This is a genomic window from Ideonella sp. P3_A4 (genome assembly GCF_056403075.1).
Genome location: NZ_JBFUGE010000001.1, coordinates 39754 through 63402, shown reverse-complemented (window position 1 = coordinate 63402; position 23649 = coordinate 39754). Strand labels below are relative to the sequence as shown.

Sequence of the window (23649 nt, the reverse complement as noted above, 5' to 3'; positions counted from 1 at the left end):
ACGTTGCAGGAGAGACCCTTGATGCACGCCACCATCGTCCGCGCCGCCAGAGATCTGCTGAGCTTGGCTGCCGTCGCTGCCGCCACGAGCGCCGGCGCAGCCCCATTGCCGCTGCTGCGCATCACCGACCTGAGCACCGCCAGCGGTCTCGCGGGTTCGCGCGTGCTCGACATCAACAACCGCGGCGTCGTGCTGGCCTACCATCATCCCGGGCAGACCTATCTTTGGCAGGCCGGCGCCCAGCCGCAGGTCTTCGACGCCCCGGCGGGCTACTCGCTCAATGCACACGCGATCAACGACGACGGTGTGGCGGTCGGTCAACTCATCTACAGCAACAACGGCAACGCCACGCCCGTCACCTGGACCGCGACCGATGGGCTGAAACGCATCGAGCTGCGCCGCCATCAGCACTACGGCAACGTCACGGCCATCAACAACCGTGGCCAGATCGTCGGCTCGGCCCTGGTCAAGGCCGGCCAGGGCTGGTTCACCCACGCGCTGATCGGCTCAGTCCGTCTGGGACTGGACGATCCGATGCACACCCGCGAAGGCACCAGCGAGGCGCGGGCGATCAACAACCTGGGCCATGCCGGGGGCACCGCCTCATCCGCCCAAGGCTGCTGCCTGAACGCGATCCTGATGGACCGGAAGGGCCGCGTCACGCAGCTGGGCACGCTGGCCGCGCCCGGCGAAGACGACGACAGCGCGGTCATCGCGCTTAACGACGCCGACGAGGCGGTAGGCAGCAGCCGCGTCGGCGGCGCGTTGCACGCGTTCCACTGGTCGCCGACCACCGGCATGCAGCCGTTGCGCGTAGGCCCTGGCGAAGACGACTGGAGCATGGGCCTCGACATCAATCGCCATGGCCAGGTCGTCGGCAACTACAGCCGCGGCGAGGTGTCGTCCAGCTTCTACTGGGATGCCGAGCACGGTGCGGTCGACCTGCAGGCCTTGCTCGACCCGGCCGACCCGCTGACTGCGCAAACCCGCATCGGAAACTACGGCGCCCGCATCAATGACCGCGGCGAGATCGTCGTCAACGCCTCGGTCGGCGGCAACTTCACGGCCGTGGTGCTGACGCCGGTCCCTTGACGCCGCATCATTCGACGCCATCCGCCAGCCCGGTCGCACCTTGAACAAATTGCGGCCTTCATAGGGCTGAACCGAATTTTCCTCGGCCACGGGGTGCCTACACTGTCAAGTTTTGCGCCTTCCGGGCGCAGCCGACGAGGAGTGCCCCCATGAATCCTGCCACCCACGTGCTGGTCGTCAGCGCCGACGAAGAATGGCGCGCCGAGGTCGTGCAGGGCCTGAACCAGGCCGCCGGTCGGCTGGACAACCCGTTCGGGCTGATGGCCGTCGGCTGCACGTGCGGCGATGACGCGGTCGGTGCAGTGCTGGCGACCGCGCCGACGCAGGCCGACCTGCAAGTCGTCGTGATCGACCACGGCCCGCGCGGCGCCGGCGCTCGCGGCAACCCGGCTGTCACCACCGCCCAGCGCATCATCGAGGCGCGGCCCGAGCTGTCGCTGTACATGGTGCTGGAAGACGACGCCGACAAGCTGCTGGTCGAGCAGCTCGCCAGCGACGCGGTCGACGGCTACTTCTTCCGCGGCGAGCACGACTACAACGGCTGGTTCCGCATCGTCGCCGCCGAGGTCGCCCAGAAGGCCGAGACGCCGTTCTACAACGCGCTGCGCGAATACGTCGCGCAGGCCAAGGACAGCTGGCACACCCCCGGCCACGGCGGCGGCGACTCGTTCAAGGGCAGCCCGTGGGTCGGTGATTTCTATGACTTCGTCGGCGAGCAGATGCTGCGCGCCGACCTGTCGGTCAGCGTGCCCGAGCTCGACTCGTTGCTGCACCCAATGGGCGTCATCGCGCAGGCGCAAAAGTTGGCGGCCAAGGCCTTCGGCGCCCGCAAGACCTACTTCGCGACCAACGGCACCTCGACCGCCAACAAGGTCATCTTCCAGACGCTGCTGGCGCCGGGCGACAAGCTGCTGCTAGACCGCAACTGCCACAAGTCGGTCCACCACGGCGTGATCCTGTCGGGTGCGCGGCCGGTGTACCTTGATTCATCGGTCAACCGCCACTACGGCATCTTCGGCCCGGTGCCCAAGGCCACGCTGGCGGCGGCGATCGAGGCCCACCCCGATGCCAAGGTGCTGATCCTCACCAGCTGCACCTACGACGGCCTGCGCTACGACCTCAAGCCCATCATCGCGATGGCCCACGCCGCCGGCATCAAGGTCATCATCGACGAAGCCTGGTTCGGCCATGCGCGCTTCCACCCCGAGCTGCGGCCGACCGCACTCGAGTGCGGCGCCGATTACGCGACGCAGAGCACGCACAAGATCCTGTCGGCCTTCTCGCAAGCGAGCATGGTGCACGTCAACGACCCCGCGTTCGACGACCACCTGTTCCGCGAGAACTTCAACATGCACGCGTCGACCAGCCCGCAGTACAACCTGATCGCGAGCCTCGATGTGGCCCGCAAGCAGGCCGTGCTCGAAGGCTACCGCCTGCTCGACCGCTCGCTGAAGTTCGCCCATGAACTGCGCGAGAAGATCAACGCGACCGGTGCGTTCCGCGTGCTCGAGCTGGAAGACCTGCTGCCGGAAGAGGTCAAGGGTGATGGCATCCGCCTCGACCCGACCAAGCTGACGATCGACATCTCGCAAAGCGGCTACTCGGCCGACGAGCTGCGCGACGAGCTGATCGGCCGCTACAACATCCAGGTCGAGAAGAACACGCACAACACCTTGACGCTGCTGCTGACGATCGGCACGACGCGCAGCAAGGTGAGCCGCCTGTTCGACGCGATGCTGCGCCTGGCCAAGGAAAAGCGCGCCCCGCGCGCCTATGCGCGTGTGCCCGAGGCGCCGCGTTTCACGGAACTGGCCTGCCTGCCGCGCGATGCGTTCTACGAAGCCGGAGAACGCCTGCCATTGCTGGACGACCATGGCCAGCCAAACGCCCAGCTGACCGGCCGCGTCTGCTGCGACCAGATCGTTCCTTACCCGCCCGGCATCCCGGTGCTGGTGCCGGGCCAGGTGATCGAAGCCAACATCGTGGCCTACCTGGTGCGCCTGCTGCAAACGCAAAAGTCCATCGACCTGCACGGGCTCGCGCTGGTCGATGGTGAGATGCACTTGCGGGTGCTTAGCGAGGCCGAGCGCAAGGCGCTGCCGCGCCGCTGAGTTTCATCGCGAGGCGCCAGCTAATGGCGCCTCGCCGATCCGCTCGCTCACTGGTTGAGCCGAATCCTGTACTCGATCACGTCGCCCCAGATCGGCTTGTAGTCGCAGCTGGTCGGCTTCAGGTTCCACGACAGGATCGAGCGAGCGTTGCGGGTCAGCGCGTTCATCGGCTCGACCGTCTGCACGTTGTCGACCGCATGGGCCAGCACCGCGAACTGCCACGGCGGGGCGGTGGTCGCGTTGGCCAGGTGCACATGGTCTTGCCCGACCGGCACGAAGCCGTTGCCGGCATCGACGCAATGCAGCACGTACTCGCGGCTGCCCGGGTTCGGGGCGGTGCCGAAGCCGAAGTTCTGCTTGATCTTCACCGGGCACATGAAGCCGCGGCGCTGCGGGTCATAACCGCAGCAAGGCATCTCTTCGTAGTACAAGCTGCCAACGTAGCTGACCTTGGCGCCGCACTGACGCGCCGCGGTGTAGAACGGATCGTCGGGCGGGATCTTCAGCCCGTCCTGCGCGCAGTACTGGAACTGGTCGTACAGCTTGGCCTGCAGCGCCAGCTGGTCGGCTTCGGGCAGCTTGACGTTCAGTGCCAGCTGCTTGGCCACGCTCTCGGTCACCTCGGGGCCGCAGACGGTGTCGGACTGGGCCTGTGCCGGCGAGAGGCCGGCCAGCGCCAGCAGCGGGGCCAGCGCCAGGGCGCGCAGCCATTGGGTCAGCGTGGATGTCATGGGGAAGCTCCTTGAGGTTGATCTGACGTTGACCGGCTTGCACCGGTGAAATCAGTCTGCGCGCCTGAGTGGCCCAGCCCCATCCCGCACTCAGCGCATCAGGCCCCTAGGCGCCATCCCCAGAATGACAGGGGTACAACCGCATAACGACACAGGTCCGCGGTTGCCGGAGCGGCCATCCGTGTTGATACTGAGGGTCACTTCCCAACCAGGACCGACCGATGCCCGTTCTGACCTCCTCGCCGCGCCGCGGCACACCGCCTTCACAGCTTTTGCGCCTCGCCATCACCCTGGCAACGCTCGGCTGCAGCGCCCTGGCCAATGCCGCCAGCGTCACGCCGACCGTGCACTACAACTTTTCGTTCGACTATCAGACCAGCTATGCATCAGGCCGTTTGGCCCAGGGTGGTGATGGGCGCATCTTCATCGCCACCCATGAATCGCTGTATCTGCCGTGCGGCTCGCTGTTGGCACTGACCCCGGCCAGCGGCGCCGTCAGCAAGGTGGCGCTGGACCGTAAAGCTCTAGGCTGCATGCCCACCAGCAGCCTGAACGTCGACGCGAGCGGCACGCTGTGGGGCGCGATGTCCACCAAGGGGCCGGGCAAGCGCGGCAGCCTGTTCCGCATCCCGCCCGGAGGCACACCGACCATCGTGCATGCGTACACCGAGAGCGAGGGCTATGCCGGCTCGACAGTACCCGTGCCGTGGGTCGACGGCAGCCTCAGAACAACACGCAGCCTCACGCCGCAAGGCGCCTCCGGGCAGTTCGAGCGCAATGCGGCGCCGGCCTACCTGCCCGAGCTGTACCACCAGGTGACGCCGGACGATGGCATCTACGGTCCGACCGCGCTGGTCAGTCGAGGTGATGGTTATCTCTATGGCTTGGCTGTCAACGAAAAAGGCGAAGACGGCGGACTATCGCTGTTCCGCATCAACGATGCGGGCAAGCTGAAGGTCCTGGTCAAGTTCTATCCCTATGGCGTCGGGGTCAGCGAGCCGGTCGACGGCCGCGACGGCTACCTTTACCTGGCGGTCAACAGCAATGGTGACGCCGCGCCTCACGGCAGCGTGCTGCGCACCAGCCCCGATGGAAGCACGACGGTGCTGCATCAGTTCAGCGGTGCGGATGGTTCCCACCCGACCAGTGCCCCTATCCGCGCCAGCGACGGCTGGCTGTACGGCACCAGCCCGGGGGGCGGCAGCCACGACCGCGGTGTGATCTACCGCATGCAGCCCGACGGTGGCGGCTACGAAGTGCTGTACCACTTCGATGGCGAGGCGCGTGGCGGCTGGCCACGCTCGGGCCTGCTGCAGGCCAGCGACGGACGCCTGTACGGCCGCGCCACCGACGGCGGCACGCACGCCAGCGGCGTGGTGTACAGCTTCAGCCCACCGGCGCCCTGAGCAGTGCGGCACCGGCCGCCGCACAGGCGGCCCGGGCTCACGTCAGGGCAAGCCGTCCCAGTCGGTCAGGCGCTCGTCGGTCACGTCGCGGCCGATGCCGGATTCGGACGGCTGGTCCAGCCGGCGGCGCACGACACCCAGCGACGGGGCGTACCAGACTGTCTGGGTCGAGGTGACGGTGGGCAGCTTCTGGCCGTCCTTCGACAGCACCACGCGCGCCGCGGTGATGCGGTCGATGCGCACCGCTTCCTGGGTCGGCGGCCCGTTCAGGTCCACGTCTTCGGTGCCGATGACACGGCTGTAGGTGGCCAAGTCGAGGGCCTCCGCGCGGCCGTCGCCGTCGATGTCCGGCACCATGTTCGACAGGCGTTGGTCGATGGCGACGATCTGGTCGTTCACGCGCACCGGCGAACGCAGCTCGATCAGATTGGCGAAGTCGTTGATGCCGTCGCCGTTCGCGTCGATCGGGTCGGGCTGGATGATGTTGCCGTTCACCGCGGTGACGTGCACGTGGCTGGCGCCACCATCGAAGGTGTTGGTGCCCGACTCGGTCACGCCGGGCGACGCGCTGGTCTGGGTGATCACGTTGGTGTACGAATCGCCGTCGGGCGCGATGCCGGCGTACTGCCAGCTGGCGCCGGCCACCAGTGGCCGCAGCACGGTCGCATCGTTGAACAGCGTGGCGCCCAGCGCCGGCGCCGTGGGCACCAGGCCGGTCGGCCCCGAGTCGTCGTCGGTGTTGTCGCTACCGCCGCAGCCGGCCAGTGCCAGCGTGGTCAGCGCGGTGGCCAGTGCCGTGCGGGCCAGCACCCGCTGTCGTTTGCCCATCGAGGGCAGGGGGTGAGTCATGTTCATCTCCCGTGTGTCGATGTTTTCACTGTACCTGTTGCTTCGACGAGGCCCCGCGGGCCGCACCCAGCGCCTGCCAGAAGCGCGCGTCCTGCGAGGTCGCGAAGTTGATCCGCATCAGCGTGCTCGGCCGGCGCGTCGCGTGGAACAGATGGCCGGGGGCGAGCAGCCAGCCCTGGTCCAACAAGGTGTGGGCCAGCGGCTCGGTGTCGACCCCCGTGTCGACCCAACCGAACAGGCCCTGCGGCGGTGTCACGAAGCGGCAGCCATGGGCTTGTGCGAGTTGCACGCTGCGATGGCGCGCCGCATCGAGCCGCGTCGTCACGCGCTCGGCGTGGCGGCGCAGGCTGCCTTGCTCCAGGCAATGGGCCACCGCCTGCTCCAGCACCGCCGGCGTGGTCAGCGTCGACAGCAGCTTCACGTCGATCAGCCGCTCGACCAGCGACGGCGGCGCCGCCACGTAACCGACGCGCCAGCTGGGCGTCAGGATCTTCGAGAAGCCGCTGACGTAGAGCGTTCGCTGCAGGCCGTCAAGCGCGGCCAGGCGCGGCAAGTGGTTCGGCGCGAGGTGGGCGTAGGTGTCGTCTTCGACGATGCGAAAGTCGTGCGCCTCGGCCAGCTTGAGCACCTGGTGCGCGTCGGCCAGGCTCAGCGAATGGCCGGTCGGGTTGTGCAGCACCGAGACCGTCACGTACATCCGCGGCCGGTGCTCACGCGCCAGCGTCGCCATCACGTTCAGGTCCGGCCCGTCGGCGCCGCGCGGCACCGGCAGCAGGCGCATGCCCAGCTGCGTCAGCCGCGCGTACTCGACCGCCCAGCCCGGCTCGTCGACCAGCACGGCATCACCGGGTGACAGCAGCGCGCGCGAGACGATGTCCAGCGCATGGGTCGCGCCGGTCGCGGTGACGATCTGCGAGGCCTCGGCCCGCACGCCGAAATCGGCCAGCTTGGTTGCCAACGCTTCGCGCAAGCGGCTGTCACCAGCCGGTTGGCCGTACTGCAGCGCCAGCGCCGAGTCGCCGTGCGTCAGCACGCGGCGCAGCGCGCTGGCCAGCAGCGGCAGGTCCAGCCAGTCGGGCGGCAGCGTGCCCAGGCCGGGCGCAGGCAATTGGCTGGCGCCATGGAACATGCCGCGGATCAGCGCGGTGGCATCCACCGGTGCGACCCGTGGCGGCGGTGCAGCCTTGGCTGGCGCGAGGGTCGGATCGGGTGCGGCGCTGTGCGGGCCGCGGCCGCCTTCTCGCACGAAGAAGCCACGTTGGCGCCGCGCCTCGACCAGCCCCTGCGCCAGCAGCTGGTCGTAGGCGGCGACCACGGTGTGCGGGCTGACGCCATGGCGGCGCGCGCAGTCGCGCACCGAAGGCAGCCGTGCGCCGGGCGCCAGCAGCCGCTGGCGGATGCGCTCGGCGAACTGGCCGGCCAGCTGTTCGGTCAAGGTGGCGCCGGCAGCGCGGGTCAAGGCGAAGGCGTCGGGGGCGTTCATGGGTGTGTCGGCAACGTCAGCAATACAGTTTGGTGGCGTGCGCCGCTCAACTGTACCGGCACTGTACTGGTCAGCCGCCTAGACTGTCCAGATGCCCACCCTGCCCGCCGACCCTTTGACGCCCGAGTCCGTCCGGCGCGGGCTGCTGCTCGGGGCCGTGGGGGTCGTGATCTTTGCGCTGACCTTTCCGATGACACGCCTGGCGGTCGGCCCAGCCGATGCGCCGCAGCTGCCACCGGCCTTCGTCACGGCCGGCCGTGCCGCCGGCGCTGGGCTGCTGAGCGTGGCCTACCTGCTGCTCACGCGGGCACCGTGGCCGCAACGCCGCCATCTGCTGACGCTGCTGTTGAGCGCGCTCGGCACCGTGGTCGGCTTCCCCCTCGGCATTGCGTTGGCCTTGCGTGAAGTGCCGGCAATGCACGCCGCGGTCGTGACCGGCATCCTGCCGCTGGCCACCGCGGCCATCGCGGCGCTGGCCCTGCGTCAACGTGCATCGACAGGCTTCTGGGTCTGCGCGGTGCTCGGTTGCCTGCTGGTGCTGGCCTTTGCCGGGCACGAGGGTGGGGGCGCCTTGACCAGCGCCGATGGCTGGTTGCTGCTGGCGGTGTTCAGCGCGGCCGGTGGCTACGTGGCCGGCGCCCGGCTGGCCGCCGAATGGCCGGCCGAGCAGGTGATCTCGTGGGTGCTGGTGCTGAGTCTGCCGCTGACCGCGCCGCTGGCCTGGTTCTGGTGGCCCGACGCGCCGGTCGCACCTTCGGCCTGGGGCGGCTTCGCCTACGTCACGCTGTTCTCGATGTGGCTGGGCTTTTTCGCCTGGTACCGCGGGCTCGCACTGGGCGGCGCACTGCGGGTCAGCCAGGTGCAATTGCTGCAACCGTTTCTCGCGCTGCTGTTCGCGGTGCCGGTGCTGGGTGAGCGGCTCGAAGCCTCGACCCTGGTGTTTGCCGCCGCCGTGCTGGCCACCGTGGTGATCGGCAAGAAGATGCCGGTGCGGACGCCCGCAGCCGTCGCACCCACCAGCCAACCCGAGGTGACACGATGAAGACCCTGGGCATCCTCGGCGGCATGAGCTGGGAATCGACGCTGGTCTACTACCGGCTGCTGAACCAGGGCGTGGCGGCCCGCCTGGGCGGTTTGCACAGCGCCTCGCTGCGATTGGCCAGCGTCGATTTCGACGGCATTGCCGCGCAGCAACGCGCCGGCGATTGGGCCGGCGCCGCCGAGGTGCTGGGCCGCACCGCCGCGCAGTTGCGCGCCGCGGGCGCCGAAGGGCTGCTGATCGCCAGCAACACAATGCACAAGGTCGCCACGCCCATCGTCGAAGCTGGCGGCCTGCCGCTGCTGCACATCGGCGACGCCACCGGACGCGCGCTGCGCGCTGCCGGTCACACCCGCGTCGGCCTGCTCGGCACCCGCTTCACGATGGAAGACCGTTTTCTCGCCGACCACCTGGCCGATCGGCATGGCGTGACCACGGTGACGCCCGGCCCGGCCGACCGCGACGAAGTCCACCGCGTGATCTACGATGAACTCTGCCGCGGCATCACGTTGCCTGCGTCACGAGATCGCTTCGTGCAGATCATGAACGGCTTGGCGGAACAAGGCTGCGAGGCCATCATCCTGGGCTGCACGGAGATCTCCCTGCTGACCCCACCCGATCACCCACCCGAACCGGACGGCTGGCCATTGCCACTGTTCGACACCACCGCATTGCACGCTCACGAGGCGGTGCAATGGATGCTGACTGAGGAAATCCGACCATGACCATCACCGCCCCCACCAGTGCCTGGCACCTCGCGCAACGCGCGGCGCGCATGAACCCTTCGATCATCCGCGAGATCCTGAAGGTCACCGAGCAACCGGGCGTGCTGTCGCTGGCCGGCGGCCTGCCCTCGCCCGAGACCTTCCCGATCGAGGCGATGCGCGAAGCCACCGCCAAGGTGCTGGCCGACACGCCGAAAGAAGCGCTGCAGTACGCCGCCAGCGAAGGCTTCGGCCCGCTGCGCGAGTGGGTCGCCGCGCACCTGGCCAAACAGGGCCAGCACGTCACGCCGGCGCAGGTGCTGATCACCACCGGCTCGCAGCAGGGTCTGGACCTGGTCGGCAAGGTGCTGGTCGACGCCGGCGCGCCGGTCGCCGTCGAGACGCCGACCTACCTCGGCGCGCTGCAGGCCTTCGCGCCCTACGAGCCGATCTTCAAGAGCCTGGTCAGCGATGCCCACGGCCCGCTGCCCGAGGCGATCGAGGCCCTGCCGCACGATGCGCCGGGTACTCGCTTCGCCTATGTGCTGCCGAACTTCCAGAACCCGACCGGCCGCGTGATCCCCGAGGCGCGTCGCCAGGCGATCGTCAAGGCCGCGCAGGCCGCGCGCGTGCCGCTGGTTGAAGACAACCCTTACGGCGACCTGTGGTTCGACGAAGCGCCGCCGGCGCCACTGGCTTCGCGTTGGCCCGAGGGCACGATCTACCTCGGCTCGTTCTCGAAGGTGCTGGCCCCGGGCCTGCGGCTGGGCTATGTGGTGGCGCCGCCGGAGCTGTGCCCGAAGCTGCTGCAAGCCAAGCAGGCGGCCGACCTGCACACGCCGGGCTTCAACCAACGCGTGGTCTACGAGGTCATCAAGAACGGTTTCCTCGACCAACACGTACCGACCATCCGCGCCCGCTACAAGGCGCAGCGCGACGCGATGGCCGCGGCGTTGCAAGAGCACCTGCCGGCCGGCAGCGACTGGTCGGCCCCGCTGGGCGGCATGTTCTTCTGGGTCCGTCTGCCCGAGGGCTGCCATGCGCTGGCGCTGCTCGAGCAGGCTGTGGCTGCCGGTGTCGCCTACGTGCCCGGCGAAGCTTTCTACGCCCACGCACCGGATGTGCGCACGATGCGCCTGTCGTTCGTCACGCTGGCGCCAGACGACATTCGCACCGCGGTCGCAGCGCTGGGTCGCGTGCTCAAGCGCCATCTAAACGAAGAATTGGAAGAGGCCACGCCCTGATATGACAAGCACGACTCGCCGGTTCAGCCAGCTCGACGTCTTCACCGCCACCCCGCTGCGTGGCAATCCGCTGGCCGTCGTGCACGACGCCGATGGCCTGTCGGACGCCGAGATGCAGACTTTCGCCAAGTGGACGAACCTGAGCGAGACGACCTTCCTGCTGCCCCCTACCGATGCGCGAGCCGACTACCGGGTGCGCATCTTCACACCCGGTGGCGAGCTGCCGTTCGCCGGCCATCCGACGCTGGGCAGCTGCCACGCGTGGTTGGCCGCCGGTGGGCAGCCTCGTGAGGCGCAACAGATCGTCCAGCAATGTGGCGTCGGTCTGGTGAACGTGCGGCGCGACGGCGCGCGGCTGGCCTTTGCGGCGCCGTCGCTGAAGCGAGACCCGGTCGACGACGAGTTGCTGGTCCAGGTGGTCAGTGCGCTGGGTCTGCCGGCGACCGAGCTGCTCGGCGCCTGCTGGCTCGACAACGGCCCGAAGTGGTTGGGCCTGCGGGTGGCCAGTGCATCGCGCCTGCGGGCCTTGAAGCCGGACCACGGCCGGCTGAAGACCTTGGCCAAGGTCGGACTGGTGGCGGCGCAAGATGCCGAGGGCAGTGCCGACACGCAGTTCGAGGTGCGCGCCTTTGCAGCCCCCATCGGCATCGAAGAAGACCCCGTCACCGGCAGCCTGAACGCGRGCSTYGCGCAATGGCTGATCGGCGAGGGGCTGGCACCGGCGCAGTACGTCGCCGCGCAAGGCACGGCGATGTGCCGTGCCGGCCGCGTGCATGTGGAGCGCGACCCGGCCAGCGGAACGATCTGGATCGGCGGCGACGTGACGCCGTGCATCAGCGGCACGCTGAGCCTGTAGCAGAGACGCCGCAGGCTTGTAAGCCCCTGTGCCAGTGGCTTCACGCCCCGGGCTTTCGCGCCTACATTCGGTGCCACCTCAGATTAGCCCGGAGCCATCCACATGATTCGTCTCAGCCTCTTGACCACCACCACCCTGCTCGCCATGGCCTGCGCCGGCTGCAGCACCCCGGCCTCGCACAGCCACGAGGGCGGCGGTGAAGGCATGGACACCCACATGGCCTCGATGAAGGGCAAGGTCGCCTTCGCGACGCTGACGCCGACCCAGGGCAACACCGTGCGCGGCCTGTTCGTGTTCCACCAGATGGGCGACCACGTGATGGTGCACGCCCAGGTCAGCGGCTTGAAGCCGAACGCCGAGCACGGCATCCACGTGCATGAAAAGGGCGACTGCGCCAGTGCCGACGGCACCAGCGCCGGCGGCCACTTCAACCCCGACGGCAAGCCGCACGGCCCGCAGAGCGCAGCCCACCACGCCGGTGACATGCCGGCACTGAAGGCCGATGCGAACGGCGTCGCGAACCAGAAGTTCATGCTGATGGGCCCGACGGTCAGCGCCGGCGCCGCCAGCCTGGTCGAGCACGCGGTGATCGTGCACGCCGCCCCCGACGACTACACCACCCAACCGACCGGCAACTCCGGCGCCCGCATCGCCTGCGGCGTCATAGCCGGGATGTAAGGACCCCCACGCTCCCTGCCGGTCGCTGCCCCCCGAGGGGGCTCGCGCAGTGGACCGGCAGAGCCGGATCCACGCACGCCACTTGAAGTGCTCCGGGCTGCGCCGGACCCAATACGCTACCGCCCATGACCATTGAACTGTTCCGTGACGATTCCGACCTGAACGAGTGTGACGCCGTCGTCACGGCCGTGGACGGCAACGCAGTTCAGCTCGACCGCACGGTGTTCTATCCGCAGGGTGGGGGCCAGGCCGGCGACGCGGGTGTCGTGCAGCTGCCCGATGGGCGCACGCTGGCGGTGACCGATACCCGCAAGGGCGCCGAGCCGGGCCAGATCCTGCACCTGCTGACCGAGCCGGCCGAGGGTGTCTTGCAGGTCGGCGACCGCGTCACCGCGCGCATCGACACCACGCGCCGCCAGGCCCACCGGCGCTTTCACACCACCACGCACCTGTTGTGTGCGCTGGTGCCGCACCCGGTCGACGGCTGCTCGATCACCGCCGGCTACGCGCGGCTGGACTTCCACATGACCGAGCCGCTGGACAAGGAAACCCTGACGGCCGGCCTGGCGCGCTACATCGCCGCCGCGCACCCGGTGACCACCCGCTGGATCACCGACGCCGAGCTCGACGCGAATCCGCAACTGGTGCGCAGCATGAGCGTGCAGCCTCCGCGTGGCTCGGGCCGTGTCCGGCTGGTCGAGGTGCAGGGCGTCGACCTGCAGCCGTGCGGGGGGACGCATGTGAACAACACGGCCGATATCGGGCCGGTGGTCGTCACGAAGATTGAGAAGAAAAGCGCCACCACCCGCAGGGTGGTGGTGGGGTTCGCCCCGGCGAACCCCAACGGCGCATAGCGCCGCGCTCTTCTTCCGGCGCAGGCTCATGTCGGCTTCAGCCGACGTGAAGGGCGCTTCAGCGCCCGGGCCAAAGTCAGAAGAACTTCTGCGCTGCACCATCCTTGCCGTTTCCCCTGAGTTCACCGCGACGACCACCGTCGTTCAACGCGCCCGCGCCGCTCTGTCGCGCCCCACCCACACCCTTCCTGCCACGCTGCCGACATTTCCGTGACACAACATCCACCGCTGGCACTTCCCGCGGGCACACCCCTTGCCAAACACGTTGCCGTGACTTGTCGAAACACCCCATGGTCGACGGCGCGGCCGGCGCACCGTACATTGCGCGTTCCGCCGCCCTGCTTTTGTTCGCCATGCCTTTGCAGCCGACAGATGACCGTCGCCTGACTCCGCGTGCCGCACTGGCCAGTCGGCTGCGCGCGATGCGCGCTCACAGCCTCGCGTTGGCGGAGCCGCTGTCGGCCGAGGACCAGGGCGCGCAATCGATGCCCGATGCCAGCCCGACCAAGTGGCACCTGGCCCACACCAGCTGGTTCTTCGAGACCGTGGTGCTGCAGGCGTTCGCGCCGCACTACCGGCCGTTCGACGTGCGCTTTGGCCGTCTGTTCAACAGCTACTACGAGAGCCTGGGCACGCGCCACCCGCGACCCCAACGCGGGTTGTTGACCCGTCCGGCACTGGCCGAGGTGCTGAGCTACCGCGCCCATGTCGACGAGGCGCTGCACGCCTTTGCCGAAGGTGCCGATGCCGACACCTGGGCCCAGGCCGCGCCGCTGCTCGAACTCGGCCTGCAGCACGAGCAGCAGCACCAGGAGCTGATCCTGACCGACGTGCTGCACCTGCTGTCGCTGAACCCGCTGGCCCCCGCTTACCGGCCGGCCATGCCCGCGGGCCCGAGTGCCCACGCCGGCGACAGCGGCTGGTGGCAATACGCCGGCGGCGAGGCTGAGATCGGGCATGACGCACGCGAAGGTTTCGCCTTCGACAACGAAGGCCCACGCCATGTCGTACGGCTGGCACCGTTCGAGCTGTCACGGGGCCTGGTCACCAACCGCGAGGTCCAGGCCTTCATCGCCGATGGCGGTTACCAGCGGCCCGAGTTCTGGCTGTCCGACGGCTGGGCCGTGGTGCAGGCCCAAGGCTGGCAAGCCCCGCTGTATTGGCGTGATGGCGAGCGCCAGTTCACGCTGCACGGCGAGCAACCGCTCCAGCTCGATGCGCCGGCCTGCCACCTGAGCTTTTACGAGGCCTCGGCCCTGGCCGCCTGGGCCGGTGCGCGGCTGCCGACCGAGTTCGAATGGGAGGCCGCGGCACGCGCCTGGGGTGTGGCCACGCCGGCCGGGCCCGGCCCGCTGCAGCCGGCGCCGCGCCGCAGCAGCGCCGACCCGCAGTGCTTCGGCGCGGTCTGGCAGTGGACCCGTTCGTCCTACGACCCTTACCCGCGCTTCAAGCCCTTTGCCGGCACCGCCGCCGAGTACAACGGCAAGTTCATGGTCGGCCAGCTGGTGCTGCGTGGCAGCAGCTGCGCCACGCCACCGGGCCACGCCCGCCTCAGTTACCGCAACTTCTTTCCGCCCTCGGCACGCTGGCAGTTCAGCGGCGTGCGCCTGGCGCGTGACCTCGACGCATGAAACCCTCGCCCGACACCTGCGCCAGCGAATTCGCCCATGCCTTGCAAGCGGCGTTGACGCAGCTGCCACGCCGCATTTCGCCCAAGTGGTTCTACGACGCCGAGGGCTCGCGCCTGTTCGATGCGATCTGCGAACTGCCCGAGTACTACCCGACGCGCACCGAGCTGGGGCTGCTGGACCGCAACGCGCACGACATTGCGCGCCGCCTGGGCCCGGGGGTCGAGTTGGTCGAATTCGGCGCCGGCAGCCTGCGCAAGGTGCGCCTGCTGCTGGATGCGCTGGAGCGGCCTGCCGGCCTGCTGCCGATCGACATCTCGGCCGAGCATCTGCATGCCAGCGCGGCGCAGCTGCAGCGTGATCGGCCCGGCTTGGCCGTGCGGCCACTGGCGGCCGATTTCATGCAAGACCTGGTGCTGCCGCCGGCGCATGGGCCGCGGGTCGGCTTCTTCCCCGGCAGCTCGATCGGCAATTTCGAACCGAACGAAGCGCGCCAGCTGCTGCAGCGCATGGCCGGCTGGCTCGATGGCGGGCTGCTGATCGGCGTCGACCTGGTCAAGGACCCGGACCTGCTGCACGCCGCCTACAACGACGCACAGGGCGTGACCGCGCGCTTCAACCGCAACCTGCTGGCGCGCGCCAATGCCGAGCTGGGTGCCGATTTCGAGTTGAGCCGCTGGGCCCACAGCGCTTTCTATCACCCGGCGCTGCAGCGCATCGAGATGCACCTCGTCAGCCGCAGCGACCAGGTGGTGCAGCTGTGCGGCCATGCCATCAAGGTGGCCGAGGGCGACAGCGTGCACACCGAGAACTCGTACAAGTACACCGTGGCCGGCTTCCAGCGCCTGGCCCGCAGCGCCGGCTTCGAGCCCGAGACAGTCTGGGTCGACGCGCGGCGCTGGTTCGCGCTGCATTGGCTCAAACCCGCCGCGGCGTGAGGCTGTAAGGCCAGGCGGCGCCCGGGCGACCGACGAGCAGGCCCGCCGCGCCTTCAGCGCGGCGGATTGCCGTTCGTTGAAGGAACCCGCATGCCCCGTCGCTGTTTTCCCGTCACCGCCCACGTGGCGGCGGTTTTGGCCATGGCCATGTCGCTGACCATCGCGCAGGCCGCGTCGACGTCGTGCGCATCGCCGGATGCCGCCGCGCCGAAGCTGATCGTCGAGCTGTACACGTCCGAAGGCTGCAACTCCTGCCCGCCGGCCGACCAGTGGCTGGCCGCGCTGCCGCGCGACGGCTCGGTGCTGGCGCTGGCCTTTCATGTCGACTACTGGGACAGCCTGGGCTGGACCGATCGCTTCGCCGACGCGGCCTACACCGGCCGCCAGCGGCACCTGCAATCCAGCAGCGGCGCGCGTTATGTCTACACGCCGCAGCTGATCGTCGGCGGGCGCGACTTCCCAGGCTGGCGCGAGTTACCGGCGACGACGCTGGTGACCAGCGCACCGGCCCTACCAGTCGATGCGCCGAGCCTGCGCCTGCGCCGCGAGGGCGCGCAGTTGGTTGCCGAGGTAGGCGCCGGTGGCAGCGGGCAGTTGGCCGGCTACTGGGCTTTGCTCGAAGACGGCCACCAGAGTCAGGTGGCTGCAGGCGAAAACGCCGGCCACGCGCTGCGCCATGAACACGTGGTGCGGCGCTACCAGCCGGTCGCCGCCTGGCCCGCCAGTCAGGCCCAGCAATGGCGCTGGACGGTGCCCAGCGTCAGCGCCGGTCATGCGGCACAGGCAGTGTTCGTGCTGACCGATGCCGGCGGGAGCCGGCCGCTGCGAGCGCAGCAACTCACGCTTGCCAACGCGCCCGGCTGTTGACGCGGGTGCGCTGGCAGCGCAGTCAGTTCACTCTTTGCGGTAGTTGTCGTGGCAGGCCTTGCAGCTCTTGCCGACATCGCCGACAGCGGCCTTGATCTGGTCGATGTTGCCGCCCTTGGCCACGGTGTTCAGCTTGGCCACCTCTTCCTGCATCTTGCTGGCGGCCGCCTTGAACTTGTCCTGCTCGGTCCAGATCTCCGGCTTGGCCTTGGTCTCGCCGCTGCTGGTGCCTTCGATGAAGCCGGCATAGGGCAGCTTGGACATCGTCGCGACGATCTCGGCATTGGCCTGCACGGCGGCAGCGTCGAACGGCACCTTGCCGTTGGCCATCGCCGCGACGCGGCCGAAGTGGTTGGCCATCACGGTGAACGCGGCCTTGCGGTACTTGATCGCGTCTTCAGGCTTCTGGAACTGTGCGGCAGCCGGCAAAGCGGTGACCAGGCCAGCGGCCGCTGCAGCGGCCAGGACGAGACGTTTCATGCGATTTCCTCCAAGGGGTGAGAACGGTTCGTTCGAACGGCATCGCCTGCCGGCAGCTGAGCGCCCCCAGGGCCGGGCTGCGCCCAGCCCGCCCCCTGTGGGGGACCCAGAAACTCGGGAACGGTCCTTCGTTTCTTGAGCTGCAAGGGCGCGTCGGCCCGCGATCAGGTCGATCCAACGAGTGTACGCAGCGCTTGCAAACGTTTTTCCGTCACGGATCAATGAGTCGCCCCGGGGAAAGCCCGCATGGTCAGGGTTGTCGCGGGGGCTGGATTCGGCACGGTGCCGCGGGTATGGTGGCGGCCCCAGCCCAGCGCGCGCGATTGCCGCCGCCGTACCCGATGTCACCTGACGATGCCGCCCCACCCCTGGTCGCGACCCGCGTGTGGGACCTGCCCACACGGCTGTTCCACTGGCTGCTGGCCGCCTGTGTGCTGGGCCTGGTGATCACCGGCAACGTCGGCGGCAACGCGCTCGAGTGGCACATGCGGTTCGGCGTCTCGGTCGGTGCGCTGCTGGTGTTCCGCCTGGTCTGGGGCGTGCTCGGCGGGCGCTGGTCGCGCTTCACGAGTTTTCTGTACTCGCCGGCGGCGCTGGCGCGCTACCTGCGGGGCCAGCCGCGGCCGCAGGACCATTTCGACATCGGTCACAACCCGCTCGGCAGCTTCTCGGTCTTTGCCTTGCTGGGCGTGCTGCTGCTGCAGGTGGCCACCGGGCTGGTGGCAGACGACGAAATCGCCACCACCGGGCCGCTGAACCGCTTTGTCAGTGGCGCGACCGCCGGGTTGGCGACCGGTTGGCACAAGGGCTATGGCCCCTGGTTGATCTACGCGCTGGTGGCGCTGCACCTGGCGGCGATCGTCTACTACGTGCGCAGGAAGAAGCAGACGCTGCTGCGGCCGATGTGGCATGGCGACAAGCAGCTGCCGGCCGGCGTCCCGCCCAGCACCGACCACCTGGTCACCCGCATGTTCGCGTGCCTGCTGGCCCTGGCCTGCGCCGCCTCGGCGGTGTGGGTCTACAGGCTTGGCTAGACTTGCCATTCCCCAACGCGCCGCCACCCGGCATGCCCACCCCCGAGATACGGCTGCAAACGCYGGACACCCCCGAAGCGCTGGCCGCGACGCGCGACATCATGCGCGAGTACGCCGAGTCGCTCGGCATCGACCTGTGCTTTCAGAACTTCGAGGCCGAGCTGGCCTCGCTGCCGGGCGAATACGACGCCCCCGGCGGCGCCCTGTTGCTGGCCTGGGTGGACGGCGAGCTGGCCGGCTGCGGTGCCTTCCGCCCGATGCCCGACGTGGACTACGCCAACGCCTGCGAGATGAAGCGGCTGTACGTGCGGCGCGCCTTTCGCCGCTTCGGCCTCGGCCGGGTGCTGGCTGAAGCCTTGATGGACACCGCGCTGCAGGCCGGCTACTCGGCGATGCTGCTGGACACGCTGGACGACATGGAGGCGGCGCGTGAGCTGTACGCCTCGCTCGGCTTCGAGACCATCCCGCCGTATTACTTCAACCCGATTCCTGGCGCGCACTACCTGAAGGCCGACCTGCACGGCAACACGCGCTGGTGACATGGGCACCCGGTGGCCGGGCACGGCCGCGCCTTGCAGGCCGCGCCGGTCGCAAGTCGACCGGCCCTTCGCCAGGCGCAATCAGTCCACTGGACTGATGGCGTCCGGGCTCAGCCCTCCGGGCGGGTGCGCGGCCGCTCGGGAGCGGCCCAGCGCTGGCCGCGGGAGCACCCGGCAACGGTACTGCCATCGCCCACCCAGCGGGGTAGCGTAGCTAGCTAAGGTGCCCTGCAACACCGCGTCGATCAGCGCTCCAGCAAACTGGCCGCCAGGCAGAGGTCTTCCCAGGCCTTGGCCTTGTCGGCCGGCTGGCGCAGCAGGTAGGCCGGGTGGTAGGTGACGATCAGCGGCACACCTTCGTAGCGATGGACACGGCCCCGCAGGCGGCCGATCGCGTCGTCCGAACGCAGCAGCGACTGGACCGCGAAACGGCCCATCGCGAGGATCACTTTGGGCTGCACCAGCGCCAGCTGGCGGCGCAGGAACGGCTCGCAGCGCGCCAGCTCGGCCGGCTCCGGGTTGCGGTTGCGCGGCGGCCGGCACTTCAGCGTGTTGGCGATGAAGACCTGTTGCTCCGGCGGCGCCTCGCTGCGCGTCAGGCCGAGCGCCTTCAGCATTGCGTCGAGCAACTGGCCAGCCGGCCCGACAAAGGGCTCGCCGCGCAGGTCTTCCTGCTCGCCCGGCGCCTCGCCGACGATCATCCAATGAGCCCGCGGGTTGCCGACGCCGAACACGGTCTGGGTGCGGCTTTCGCAGAGGGCGCAAGCCTGGCAGGCAGCGACGGCAGCGCGCAGCGCCGGCCAGTCCAGCGAGGCCACCTCGCCGGTCAGCGGCTCCAGCGCGACCGCCGGTTCTGCCGCGGTCACGGCCGGGGCCGAGCGGATCGGCACGATAGGACGCTCGGCTGCTGGCGGTGACGGCATCGGTGCCACGGACACAGCTGGAGACGGCGCGTCGGGCAAGGCTTCAGCCGGCGCACCGGGCGGCGCCCAGACGCTCAGCCCCATCGCCCGCAGCATCGCGCGCTGGCGGTCAGTCCAGGCCATGCGCGACAGCCCTCGGCTCGGTGGTGTCAAGGTCGAGTGTCCAGCGCATCACCACCGCGTGCTCACGCTGGCCCAGCGCGGCCGGGTAATAGCCCTTGCGCAGGCCGATGGATTCGAAGCCCCAGCGTTCGTACAGGCGCCGCGCCCGCTCGTTGCTCTCGCGCACTTCGAGCCAGATCTGCACGGCTTTCTGCGCGCGCGCGACGTCGGCCAGATGGGCCAGCAGTGCACGGGCATGGCCTTGGCCTTGGTGGGCCGGCGCGACGGTGAGATTGAGCAGATGCAGCTCTTCAACTCCGGGCATCGCGACGCAGTAGCCGAGCAGCTCGCGGCCGACGACCCGCAGGTCGGCCTGGTAACCGGCAGCCAATGAGTCGGTGAAGTGGCCGCGCGACCACGGAAAGGGATAGGCCTGCAGCTCGATCGCCATCACCTGGTCGAGGTCGGTCACCGTCATCGGCCGTTGGCCGGTGACCAGCGGGCGGCGCTCGACGGCACTCATGACGTCGGACCTTCGTCGCGCGCGGTGGCGGCTGCCGCTGCCTTGGCCGCCGCGACCGCTGCGCGCTCGACGGTGGTCAGCGCCACCTTGTCGCGCAGATAGACCGGCAGCGCCTCCTTGGCCGGAACGCCGCGGCCGGCTGACCAGGCGGCGCAGGCCAGGCGCAGCAAGGCGGCAGCGCGGTCGGCGGTGCGTGGCCACAGGCGCGCTGAGCCCCAGGGCAGGCGACCGGTGAAAGCTTCGATCGCACTGCCGGCCAGATTCGACGGTGCCCCCGCGACGGCCCAGCGGGCGGCCAGCGACGGCAGGTCGTACAGCGCCGGCGCCGCCAGCGTCGCCCAGGCCCGGCCATCGTGCCGGTAGGCACCGGCGTAGACCTCGTCCATGCGGGCGTCCATCGTCACCCACAGCTCGAAGGGCTCGGTGCCGTCTGCGCCCAGCGCTTGCGCCCGGGCGTCTTCGGCGACGATCAACAGGCTGTCGATCGGCAACACCGGGCAGCCAATGCCAAACGCCAGACCTTGCGCCACCGATACCGCCGTGCGCAGGCCGGTGAAAGCGCCCGGCCCCTGGCCGAAGGCGATGGCGTCCAGCGACGGCGGGGCGAGCCCCCGTTGTGCCAGCAGCTCCAGCGCGGTCGGGATCAGGCGTTCAGACGCGTGGGCGCCGCCTTCGGCGTTGACCACCGAGTGCGCGGCACCATCGGCGAGCCCCACCGCCATCGACTCAGTGGCGGTGTCCAGTGCCAGCAGCTTCATGCGCTTCGCCGTGCCGGCAAAACGCGGCGTGGAAAGACAACAAGGGGCGCGCAGGCAGGCATCGGCCAAGTGTAGCCGTGCGAACATGCCGCCATGGGATGCAGGTCAGTGGGCAGCGACCGTGCCGGCCGCGCATGGCGCCGGTGGACGAGCGGGGTGACAGGCGGGTTGCTGGGGCTGCTGACCGCCGCCCAGGCGCAAGGTCTGCCGAGCGAGGTGGATGCAGCGCTGAAGCGCGCCAAGTTGCCGGCCAGTGCACTGGCGGCCGTGGTGCAGGAGGTCGGCAACGGCCCGCCGCTGCTGGCCTGGAACGAACAGGCACCGGTCAACCCGGCCTCGGTGTTCAAGCTGGTCACGACCTATGCGGCCCTCGACCAGCTGGGCCCCGCCTGGACCTGGTCGACCCCGGTCTACCTGACCGGCCCCTTGCGCGACGGCGTGCTCAACGGCTCCGTCGTGATCCAGGGCCGCGGCGACCCGAAGCTGGTGGTCGAACGGGTCTGGCTGCTGTTGCGGCGGCTGCAGCAACAGGCCGGCGTGAGAGAGATCCGCGGCGACATCGTGCTCGACCATTCGGCGTTTGCGCTGCCAGAGCGTGCGCCAGGCGACTTCGACGGCGAGCCCTACAAACCGCAGAACGTGCAGCCTGACGCGCTGCTGCTGAACTTCAAGTCAGTCAGCTACAGCTTCGTGCCGGAGCCGGCGCTGGGCTTCGCCCGGGTGGCGAGCGAGCCGGTGCTGGCGGGCATGCAGGTCGACGCCACTGTGCCGCTGGCCGCCGGCCCTTGCGACGATTGGCGCCTCGCGCTGAAAGCCCAATTGACCGACCCGTTGCGGGTGCACTTTGCCGGCAACTACCCGCTGGCCTGTGGTGAGCGCAGCTGGCCACTGGCCGCTGCCGACGCCCATGCCTATGACGTGCGCCTGGTCGATCAGCTGTGGCGCGAGCTGGGCGGGCGCCTGGGCGGCAGCGTGCGCGACGGCGTGCTGTTGCCGGGTGCACGCCTGGCCTTCGATCAGGCCTCGCCGCCGTTGGCCGAGGTGATCCGGGACATCAACAAGTTCAGCAACAACGTGATGGCCGAGCAGCTGTTCCTCAGCCTGCCTTCGGCGTTGGCTCCGGTCCCCCTGGCCCTGCCGGCAGTGCCGGCCTCGGCGGCCAGCAGTGCCACTGCGACCCTTCCGGTCATCCCTGCCACTCGGCCCGAGGACGCGCGCGAGAACCTGCGGCGCTGGCTGACTGGCCGTTTCGGCGAGGCCGCGGCGCAGCAAACGGTGGTCGACAACGGCTCCGGCCTGTCGCGCGAGGTGCGCATCAGCCCATCACTGTTGGCGCGGCTCTTGCAAGCAGCCTGGGCCAGCAGCGTGATGCCGGAGCTGATGAGTTCGTTGCCGGTCAGCGGCACCGACGGCACGCTGAAGCGTTCGACCGCCACCGCCGGTCGCGCGCACCTGAAGACCGGGTCCTTGCGCGACGTGGCCGCGGTGGCGGGCTACGTGCTGTCAAACAACGGCCGGCGTTATGTGCTGGTCGCGATCGTCAACCACCCGAACGCCGCCGCGGCCCGGCCGGCGATCGATGCGCTCGTCCAGTGGACCATTCGCGACGCCCCCGGCGCTTCAACCTCCGCCCCCATCGCCCCCACCGCCACCGGCGACACCATCGCACGCTGAAGCGCGCGCTGTCACCTCATCCTGCCCGCCATGATCCCCGACCACCTGTACCACTGGCTGGGCTACCCCGCCGCTGCGCTGACCACCTTGGCCTTCGTGCCGCAGGCCTGGCTGACCTTGCGAACGCGCAATGTCAGCGGCATTTCGGCCCTGACCTACTTCGCCTTCACCGTCGGGATCACGCTGTGGCTGATCTACGGCTGGCACGAGCAGGACTGGGCGCTGATCGTCGCCAACGCGGTCACGCTGCCGCTGGCGGCCAGCATCCTGCTGACCAAACTGCGCGAAGACGCCCGTGTCCGCCGCTCGCACGCTGAGCGCCGGCCGCACTGAAGAAGACCAGCACCGGCCCCTCGAAATCCTCAGCCGCCGGGCCGCGCACAAAAGAAAACGGCGGCACCGTCACCGGTGCCGCCGTGGTGCGCCGAGGCGCTCAGCCGATCAGAAGCGATAGCCGACCGACAGGCTGACCGCCAGCGGGTCGAGCTTGGTGTCGATCGATTGGCCGGTCGACAGGTGCGAGGTGGTCTTGACGAAGGACTTGATCACCGACATGTCGACGAACCAGTTGCGGTCGATCTTCACCGTGGCGCCCACCTGCGGCGAGATGCCCCAGGCGTCGTCGACTTCCAGCAGCGTCGGATCGCCGCCCGGGTTGGTCAGCGCGGTCAGGTTGCCGCTGCCTTCTTCGCCATAGAAGTAGGCATAGGTCACACCAAGGCCGACGTAAGGACGGAACGTCGAGTCCTTGTCGAAGAAGCGGTACTGGGCGAACAGCGTCGGCGAAACCTGCTTGACGCTGGCGATCTTGCCCACGCCCTTGATCGCACCGTCACCGACGATCTCGTGCTCGTACGGCAGACCGGCGTACAGCTCGAACGAGATGCCCGACGAGTACATGTAGGTCAGCGTCAGGATCGGCGCGCCGGCTTCCTTGACGTCGATCTTGGTGCCCGGCATGCTCGGCGCCGACAGATCGCCGCTGCTGACCTGCGGCATGATCTGGTTGTAGCCGAACTTGACCGCCACGGTGCCAGCGTCCTGCGCCAGCGCGTTGTTCGACGCCAGGGCCAGGGCCGTCAGCATCAGCGCGGAGGTGAATGTTTTCTTCATGATGGACAGGTCCTTGTTGCTGC

At 69.2% G+C, this 23649-nt stretch carries 24 protein-coding genes; 16 read left to right on the top strand and 8 right to left on the bottom strand.

Features of this window, described 5'->3' with window-relative positions; genetic code table 11:
• The first annotated feature begins 18 nt into the window (after positions 1-18).
• Together AC1DYI_RS00315 and AC1DYI_RS00310 are read left to right on the top strand one after the other, a co-directional pair.
• On the top strand, positions 19-1092 hold the full coding sequence (locus AC1DYI_RS00315; protein ID WP_477202071.1) for a hypothetical protein: 1074 nt from the start codon (positions 19-21) through the stop codon (positions 1090-1092).
• 149 nt (positions 1093-1241) lie between these two features.
• Positions 1242-3203 carry an aminotransferase class I/II-fold pyridoxal phosphate-dependent enzyme gene (locus tag AC1DYI_RS00310; RefSeq protein ID WP_477202070.1) on the top strand — a complete coding sequence of 654 codons (1962 nt, stop codon included), beginning with the start codon at positions 1242-1244 and terminating at the stop codon, positions 3201-3203.
• A gap of 47 nt (positions 3204-3250) precedes the next feature.
• Here AC1DYI_RS00310 and AC1DYI_RS00305 read toward each other — a convergent pair whose 3' ends face one another.
• Positions 3251-3934: a hypothetical protein gene (locus tag AC1DYI_RS00305; protein WP_477202069.1), complete on the bottom strand. Its 684-nt coding sequence runs from the start codon at positions 3932-3934 to the stop codon at positions 3251-3253.
• 221 nt (positions 3935-4155) lie between these two features.
• Here AC1DYI_RS00305 and AC1DYI_RS00300 point away from each other — a divergent pair, with 221 nt between their 5' ends.
• Positions 4156-5340: a choice-of-anchor tandem repeat GloVer-containing protein gene (locus AC1DYI_RS00300; RefSeq protein WP_477202068.1), complete on the top strand. Its 1185-nt coding sequence runs from the start codon at positions 4156-4158 to the stop codon at positions 5338-5340.
• Positions 5341-5382: 42 nt separating this feature from the next.
• Here AC1DYI_RS00300 and AC1DYI_RS00295 read toward each other — a convergent pair whose 3' ends face one another.
• On the bottom strand, positions 5383-6189 hold the full coding sequence (locus AC1DYI_RS00295; RefSeq protein WP_477202067.1) for a hypothetical protein: 807 nt from the start codon (positions 6187-6189) through the stop codon (positions 5383-5385).
• A 25-nt stretch (positions 6190-6214) separates the two neighbouring features.
• Positions 6215-7672, bottom strand: a complete 1458-nt coding sequence (locus tag AC1DYI_RS00290; RefSeq protein WP_477202066.1) for an aminotransferase-like domain-containing protein — start codon at positions 7670-7672, stop codon at positions 6215-6217.
• 91 nt (positions 7673-7763) lie between these two features.
• On the opposite strand from AC1DYI_RS00290, the gene AC1DYI_RS00285 reads away from it, so the two are divergent.
• The 9 genes from AC1DYI_RS00285 (at position 7764) to AC1DYI_RS00245 (ending at position 16480) form a co-directional block, all read left to right on the top strand.
• Positions 7764-8714, top strand: coding sequence for a DMT family transporter (locus tag AC1DYI_RS00285; RefSeq protein WP_477202065.1), 951 nt, complete (start codon positions 7764-7766; stop codon positions 8712-8714).
• Positions 8711-9436, top strand: coding sequence for an aspartate/glutamate racemase family protein (locus AC1DYI_RS00280; RefSeq protein WP_477202064.1), 726 nt, complete (start codon positions 8711-8713; stop codon positions 9434-9436). Before AC1DYI_RS00285 ends, AC1DYI_RS00280 begins: the two co-directional genes overlap by 4 nt.
• Positions 9433-10659, top strand: a complete 1227-nt coding sequence (locus AC1DYI_RS00275; protein WP_477202063.1) for an aminotransferase-like domain-containing protein — start codon at positions 9433-9435, stop codon at positions 10657-10659. The genes AC1DYI_RS00280 and AC1DYI_RS00275 overlap by 4 nt, the downstream gene beginning before the upstream one ends.
• A gap of 1 nt (position 10660) precedes the next feature.
• Positions 10661-11515, top strand: coding sequence for a PhzF family phenazine biosynthesis protein (locus AC1DYI_RS00270; RefSeq protein WP_477202062.1), 855 nt, complete (start codon positions 10661-10663; stop codon positions 11513-11515).
• 102 nt (positions 11516-11617) lie between these two features.
• Positions 11618-12193: a superoxide dismutase family protein gene (locus tag AC1DYI_RS00265; RefSeq protein WP_477202061.1), complete on the top strand. Its 576-nt coding sequence runs from the start codon at positions 11618-11620 to the stop codon at positions 12191-12193.
• A gap of 125 nt (positions 12194-12318) precedes the next feature.
• Positions 12319-13047: an alanyl-tRNA editing protein gene (locus AC1DYI_RS00260; RefSeq protein WP_477202060.1), complete on the top strand. Its 729-nt coding sequence runs from the start codon at positions 12319-12321 to the stop codon at positions 13045-13047.
• A gap of 353 nt (positions 13048-13400) precedes the next feature.
• Positions 13401-14678, top strand: coding sequence for an ergothioneine biosynthesis protein EgtB (egtB, locus tag AC1DYI_RS00255; RefSeq protein ID WP_477202096.1), 1278 nt, complete (start codon positions 13401-13403; stop codon positions 14676-14678).
• On the top strand, positions 14675-15613 hold the full coding sequence (gene egtD, locus AC1DYI_RS00250; RefSeq protein WP_477202059.1) for an L-histidine N(alpha)-methyltransferase: 939 nt from the start codon (positions 14675-14677) through the stop codon (positions 15611-15613). Before egtB ends, egtD begins: the two co-directional genes overlap by 4 nt.
• A gap of 90 nt (positions 15614-15703) precedes the next feature.
• On the top strand, positions 15704-16480 hold the full coding sequence (locus AC1DYI_RS00245) for a DUF1223 domain-containing protein (protein ID WP_477202058.1): 777 nt from the start codon (positions 15704-15706) through the stop codon (positions 16478-16480).
• A 27-nt stretch (positions 16481-16507) separates the two neighbouring features.
• Here the strand turns inward: AC1DYI_RS00245 and AC1DYI_RS00240 are convergent, their stop codons facing one another.
• Positions 16508-16960 carry a c-type cytochrome gene (locus AC1DYI_RS00240; protein ID WP_477202057.1) on the bottom strand — a complete coding sequence of 151 codons (453 nt, stop codon included), beginning with the start codon at positions 16958-16960 and terminating at the stop codon, positions 16508-16510.
• A gap of 341 nt (positions 16961-17301) precedes the next feature.
• Between AC1DYI_RS00240 and AC1DYI_RS00235 the strand changes: the two genes are divergently transcribed.
• Both AC1DYI_RS00235 and AC1DYI_RS00230 read left to right on the top strand, forming a co-directional pair.
• The gene (locus AC1DYI_RS00235; RefSeq protein WP_477202056.1) at positions 17302-17994 is read left to right on the top strand and encodes a cytochrome b/b6 domain-containing protein; all 693 of its coding nucleotides are present in this window, start codon (positions 17302-17304) and stop codon (positions 17992-17994) included.
• Positions 17995-18026: 32 nt separating this feature from the next.
• Positions 18027-18533 (top strand): GNAT family N-acetyltransferase, encoded by a 507-nt coding sequence (locus AC1DYI_RS00230; protein ID WP_477202055.1) that lies wholly within the window; start codon positions 18027-18029, stop codon positions 18531-18533.
• Positions 18534-18778: 245 nt separating this feature from the next.
• On the opposite strand, the gene AC1DYI_RS00225 is transcribed toward AC1DYI_RS00230, so the two are convergent.
• Genes AC1DYI_RS00225 through tsaB form a run of 3 tightly spaced genes read right to left on the bottom strand, consistent with a single transcriptional unit; the run spans position 18779 to position 20839 of the window.
• A complete protein-coding gene (locus AC1DYI_RS00225) occupies positions 18779-19579 on the bottom strand; it encodes a uracil-DNA glycosylase (RefSeq protein ID WP_477202054.1) in 801 nt (266 codons plus the stop codon).
• Positions 19566-20081, bottom strand: a complete 516-nt coding sequence (gene rimI / locus AC1DYI_RS00220; RefSeq protein ID WP_477202053.1) for a ribosomal protein S18-alanine N-acetyltransferase — start codon at positions 20079-20081, stop codon at positions 19566-19568. Before rimI ends, AC1DYI_RS00225 begins: the two co-directional genes overlap by 14 nt.
• Positions 20078-20839, bottom strand: a complete 762-nt coding sequence (tsaB, locus tag AC1DYI_RS00215) for a tRNA (adenosine(37)-N6)-threonylcarbamoyltransferase complex dimerization subunit type 1 TsaB (RefSeq protein ID WP_477202052.1) — start codon at positions 20837-20839, stop codon at positions 20078-20080. The genes rimI and tsaB overlap by 4 nt, the downstream gene beginning before the upstream one ends.
• A gap of 156 nt (positions 20840-20995) precedes the next feature.
• Here tsaB and AC1DYI_RS00210 point away from each other — a divergent pair, with 156 nt between their 5' ends.
• Complete coding sequence (locus tag AC1DYI_RS00210; RefSeq protein ID WP_477202051.1) at positions 20996-22513, top strand: D-alanyl-D-alanine carboxypeptidase/D-alanyl-D-alanine-endopeptidase; 1518 nt, start codon at positions 20996-20998, stop codon at positions 22511-22513.
• Between the two features lie 30 nt (positions 22514-22543).
• Positions 22544-22846 (top strand): SemiSWEET family sugar transporter, encoded by a 303-nt coding sequence (locus AC1DYI_RS00205; RefSeq protein ID WP_477202050.1) that lies wholly within the window; start codon positions 22544-22546, stop codon positions 22844-22846.
• 108 nt (positions 22847-22954) lie between these two features.
• Here AC1DYI_RS00205 and AC1DYI_RS00200 read toward each other — a convergent pair whose 3' ends face one another.
• The gene (locus tag AC1DYI_RS00200; RefSeq protein ID WP_477202049.1) at positions 22955-23626 is read right to left on the bottom strand and encodes an OmpW/AlkL family protein; all 672 of its coding nucleotides are present in this window, start codon (positions 23624-23626) and stop codon (positions 22955-22957) included.
• Positions 23627-23649: the final 23 nt, after the last annotated feature.

Coding starts and splice junctions, on each gene's coding strand:
- AC1DYI_RS00310 (WP_477202070.1), top strand. CDS start 1,242: ATGAATCCTGCCACCCACGTGCTGGTCGTCAGCGCCGACGAAGAATGG.
- AC1DYI_RS00305 (WP_477202069.1), bottom strand. CDS start 3,934: ATGACATCCACGCTGACCCAATGGCTGCGCGCCCTGGCGCTGGCCCCG.
- AC1DYI_RS00300 (WP_477202068.1), top strand. CDS start 4,156: ATGCCCGTTCTGACCTCCTCGCCGCGCCGCGGCACACCGCCTTCACAG.
- AC1DYI_RS00295 (WP_477202067.1), bottom strand. CDS start 6,189: ATGACTCACCCCCTGCCCTCGATGGGCAAACGACAGCGGGTGCTGGCC.
- AC1DYI_RS00290 (WP_477202066.1), bottom strand. CDS start 7,672: ATGAACGCCCCCGACGCCTTCGCCTTGACCCGCGCTGCCGGCGCCACC.
- AC1DYI_RS00285 (WP_477202065.1), top strand. CDS start 7,764: ATGCCCACCCTGCCCGCCGACCCTTTGACGCCCGAGTCCGTCCGGCGC.
- AC1DYI_RS00280 (WP_477202064.1), top strand. CDS start 8,711: ATGAAGACCCTGGGCATCCTCGGCGGCATGAGCTGGGAATCGACGCTG.
- AC1DYI_RS00275 (WP_477202063.1), top strand. CDS start 9,433: ATGACCATCACCGCCCCCACCAGTGCCTGGCACCTCGCGCAACGCGCG.
- AC1DYI_RS00265 (WP_477202061.1), top strand. CDS start 11,618: ATGATTCGTCTCAGCCTCTTGACCACCACCACCCTGCTCGCCATGGCC.
- AC1DYI_RS00260 (WP_477202060.1), top strand. CDS start 12,319: ATGACCATTGAACTGTTCCGTGACGATTCCGACCTGAACGAGTGTGAC.
- egtB (WP_477202096.1), top strand. CDS start 13,401: ATGCCTTTGCAGCCGACAGATGACCGTCGCCTGACTCCGCGTGCCGCA.
- egtD (WP_477202059.1), top strand. CDS start 14,675: ATGAAACCCTCGCCCGACACCTGCGCCAGCGAATTCGCCCATGCCTTG.
- AC1DYI_RS00245 (WP_477202058.1), top strand. CDS start 15,704: ATGCCCCGTCGCTGTTTTCCCGTCACCGCCCACGTGGCGGCGGTTTTG.
- AC1DYI_RS00240 (WP_477202057.1), bottom strand. CDS start 16,960: ATGAAACGTCTCGTCCTGGCCGCTGCAGCGGCCGCTGGCCTGGTCACC.
- AC1DYI_RS00235 (WP_477202056.1), top strand. CDS start 17,302: ATGTCACCTGACGATGCCGCCCCACCCCTGGTCGCGACCCGCGTGTGG.
- AC1DYI_RS00225 (WP_477202054.1), bottom strand. CDS start 19,579: ATGGCCTGGACTGACCGCCAGCGCGCGATGCTGCGGGCGATGGGGCTG.
- rimI (WP_477202053.1), bottom strand. CDS start 20,081: ATGAGTGCCGTCGAGCGCCGCCCGCTGGTCACCGGCCAACGGCCGATG.
- tsaB (WP_477202052.1), bottom strand. CDS start 20,839: ATGAAGCTGCTGGCACTGGACACCGCCACTGAGTCGATGGCGGTGGGG.
- AC1DYI_RS00205 (WP_477202050.1), top strand. CDS start 22,544: ATGATCCCCGACCACCTGTACCACTGGCTGGGCTACCCCGCCGCTGCG.
- AC1DYI_RS00200 (WP_477202049.1), bottom strand. CDS start 23,626: ATGAAGAAAACATTCACCTCCGCGCTGATGCTGACGGCCCTGGCCCTG.